The following is a 3,335-nucleotide window of genomic DNA, read 5'->3' as shown; positions in this document are numbered from 1 at the left end:
ATGTGTATAAGAGACAGCCTACCAGACGCTGCTGCTGGCCAACGTCGGCTCGTACCTCGTCATCGCGGTCCTCACCCTCCGGTGCGCGGAACCGCCCTCCCCCAGCCGTGTGGTGGCGGTCCGCGGCACGACCACCGTCGGCGCGACGCCCGCCGGGTCCGCCCAGGGGCCGACGCCGTGGCGGGACCGCCGGTACCTCGCGTTCACCGGCACGGAGGTCTGGCTGTTCCTGGACGACAGCCTGCTCCAGGTCGCCTTCCCGCTCTGGATCGTGCACGCCACCACGGCGCCGGTCGGGCTGGTGCCCCTCGTCCTGGTGCTCAACAGCGTGATGGTGGTCGCGCTCCAGGTCCCGCTGTCCCGTTTCGCGGAGACCTCCGCCGCCGCGCGCCGGCTCCTCCTGCCGCTCGGTGCCGCGTTCCTGACGGGCGGTGCGGCGCTCGCCGCGTCGGCCGCCGGGGGCCCCTGGTTCGCCACGGGCGCGGTGCTCGTCGCGGCCGCCGCCTTCACCCTGGCGGAGATCCTGCACTCCCTGTCGTCCTGGGAGCTCTCCGTCGCCCTGGCCCCCGGCGGCGCCCAGGGCGCCTATCTCGGGGTGCACGGCCTGGCACAGTCCGCCCAGCGCAGCCTGGGTCCGGTGGTCGTGGGCGCCGCGGTGGGCGCGGGCCCGCTCGCCTGGCCGGTGCTGGGCGTGAGCCTGGTGGCGGCCTGTCTGCTCCAGCACCGGCTGGTACGGCCGGCCCGGGGCGGGGCGGCGCAGCCGGCGGAAGGCGACGGGCAGACGCCGGACGCCGGACGGGTAGAGCGGTGGCAGGAGGACGAGGGAGGAGCCGCGGCGAAAGGCACCGGACCGTCAGCCGGGAGTCCTCACGGACTTCCCTGAGCACAAAACACGCAATTCGTCCGCACCCCGCCCACACGGCCCGGGAACGGGCCCGGACGGCACGTCCTGGTCTGTGCCGCCGGACGCCCATGGCCTATGTTGCAGAGGCAAAGCGAGGGGGCGGGAGCGGAATGGCACGTGACTACGACAGCCAGCTGCTGGAGTCGGTGGGCGTACGCCGCCGACGGATGCGCGACGCGCTGCTGTTCGGGGCCCAGCGGGCCCGCCGCACGGCGGACGAACGGCTCGGCAAGGCCTTCGCGGGAGTCGCCGTCGCCGCCGTGCTGTGCGCGGGATGTGTCGGATGGTCCTTCCTCCAGCACACGTTGGCGAAACAGCAGGCCGAACAGGAAAAGCAGCAGCAGCGAACCCAGCAGTTCGAGCAGTCGGCGAATTGACCGGTACGGCAGAAGTGACCTGTTTCAGGGCGAGGTTGCGCACGGCACCGGCCAACACCACGGTTTCGGGGGCTCCTTGATCATCGACATGTGCGAAGGCCGCCCTGCCGGCGGCGCTCCTCCGACCCCCCGGGTCACCGACCCCGCGATGATAGGTTCCCGTAAGTGGCGAGCACTGCAATGACGTCCCGGGCGGAACTGAGCCGGGTGACCCTGGTCGGCGAGCGGCGCCGGGCCGACATCGTCCTGCCCTCCGACACACCGATCGGTCACTTGCTGCCGGACATCCTGCGGTTGCTCGACGACCGGGTGGCCTCGCGGCCCCTCACCCGTCAGCTGCTGACGTCCGACGGCTCGGCCCTGCCGCACGACAGCACCCTGGCGTCGTCCGGCATATCCGACGGCGCCGTGCTCCGGCTCGTCCGGAGCCACTCCGCTCCCCCCGCGCCCGTCGTCCACGACGTCACGGACCAGGTGGCCGACGACCTCGATCTGCGGGCCTGGCGCTGGCGGCCCGCGGCACGCCGCGCCTGCGCGGGCGTGGCGACCGTCGCCTTCGCGGGCGTGGCCGCGCTGCTCGCCCGCCGCGAGTTCCCGCTCGGATCCCTGGCCGGGGCCCTCACCGCCGTGACGCTCGTGCTGTTCGCCGCCGGCGCCCTCGTGGCGAAGGCCGGGCAGGGCAACCGCGGCCTGGCGACCGCGCTGCTGTCCGTCTCCGGCGGCCTGAGCGTCCTGACCGCGTGGACCGCCGCCGACGCCCACGGCTGGCCGGGGTCCGTGCGCCTGGCCGCGGTCGCGGGCGCGCTGGTCCTGACGCTGGTCCTCCTCGGGTACTTCTCGCCGCTCGGGCGCGGCGGGCTGATCGGTGCCGTGGCGACGGCCGGGGTCACCGCCGTCTGGGAGGCGGTCACCGCCGTCCAGGACGATCCCGCCCGGCTCGGCGCCGTCATGGCGGTCTTCTCCGTCGTCCTGCTCGGTCTGCTGCCCCGGCTGGCGCTGATGGCGTCGGGGCTCACCGCGCTGGACGACCGCCGGTCCGGCGGCGTCTCCGTCAGCCGTCACGAGGTGGGCAACGCGCTGGCGGCCACGCACCGCGGCCTGGCGCTGGCGACGCTGGTCACCGCGGTCTCGGCGGCCGGTGCCGGCTGGCTGCTCACCTCGGCCGGCCGGCCCACGGTCTGGACCGTGCTGCTGGCCTCGGTCCTGACCGTGGTGCTGCTGTCCCGCGCGCGGGCCTTCCCCCTGGTGGCAGAGGTCACGGCGCTCCTCGTCGCGGCCGGGGTCCTCCTCGTACGCCTCATGACGCTGTGGATGGAGCACGCTGGGGGCGCCGGGGCGATCGCCGTGCTGTGCGTGGCCGCGGTGCTGCCCCTGCTGGTTCTGGCGGTGGAGCCGCCGGAGCACGTGCGGGTGCGACTGCGGCGCACGGCCGACCTGGTCGAATCCCTCGGCATGGTGGCGCTCTTCCCGCTCGCCGTCGGGGCGTTCGGCGTGTTCGGACAGCTGCTCGACAAGTTCTGAGTCAACGCGCGGCCGACCCGGCCAAGGGCGCGGCGGAGGGGAAGGGCAGACATGCCGAACGCGGACAACTGGCAGGGCGACGTGCTGCGTGACCTGAGGGGCCCGGACCGGCCCGCCGGGCCGTCACCCGACGCTCCCGCGAGCGCCGCCGCGCCCGGGCCCGGTGCCCCGGCGACCGCGCCCGGCACCCCGGCGACCGCGGACGGGCCCCGGCCGGCCGAGCGGGTGCCGGCACCGCCCACCGGCCACCGGCGCGCCGCCCCCGGTTCCAGGTCCGTGGTCGACGAGGAGCTCGCCGGTGTCGTACGCAAGGCGCGGCACGGCGAACACCTCGCCGCGCGTACCGTGCGCGCCGTACGGCGAACCGTTTCCTCATCGGCGGCACGCGAGGTCGCCGACCTCACCGGCACCGCCGAGCTGCTCCAGCAGCCGGTCACGACCGGCCGGCAGATCGCCGTCACCTCGATCCGCGGCGGCGCCGGGAAGTCGACGGTCGCCGCCCTGCTGGGCACGGCGTACGCGCACTACCGGCA

Annotated in this window: 3 protein-coding genes and 1 pseudogene; all 4 read left to right on the top strand. The window is 74.9% G+C overall.

Annotated features, from left to right (window positions below; all coding sequences use genetic code 11):
- The first annotated feature begins 109 nt into the window (after window positions 1-109).
- The gene (locus IH13_RS0130760) at window positions 110-883 is read left to right on the top strand and encodes an MFS transporter (protein WP_234433451.1); all 774 of its coding nucleotides are present in this window, start codon (window positions 110-112) and stop codon (window positions 881-883) included.
- 131 nt (window positions 884-1,014) lie between these two features.
- A complete protein-coding gene (locus tag IH13_RS0130755) occupies window positions 1,015-1,281 on the top strand; it encodes a hypothetical protein (protein ID WP_031089423.1) in 267 nt (88 codons plus the stop codon).
- A 180-nt stretch (window positions 1,282-1,461) separates the two neighbouring features.
- Entirely contained in the window at window positions 1,462-2,802 is a 1,341-nt protein-coding gene (eccD, locus tag IH13_RS0130750) for a type VII secretion integral membrane protein EccD (RefSeq protein WP_031089422.1), read from the top strand.
- A gap of 51 nt (window positions 2,803-2,853) precedes the next feature.
- Window positions 2,854-3,335 (top strand): annotated as a pseudogene (locus IH13_RS45200) (MinD/ParA family protein); the annotation flags it as partial.

Source organism: Streptomyces sp. NRRL WC-3549 (assembly GCF_000721935.1).
Lineage (GTDB): Bacteria > Actinomycetota > Actinomycetes > Streptomycetales > Streptomycetaceae > Streptomyces.
This window is presented reverse-complemented; position numbering and strand designations above follow the sequence as displayed.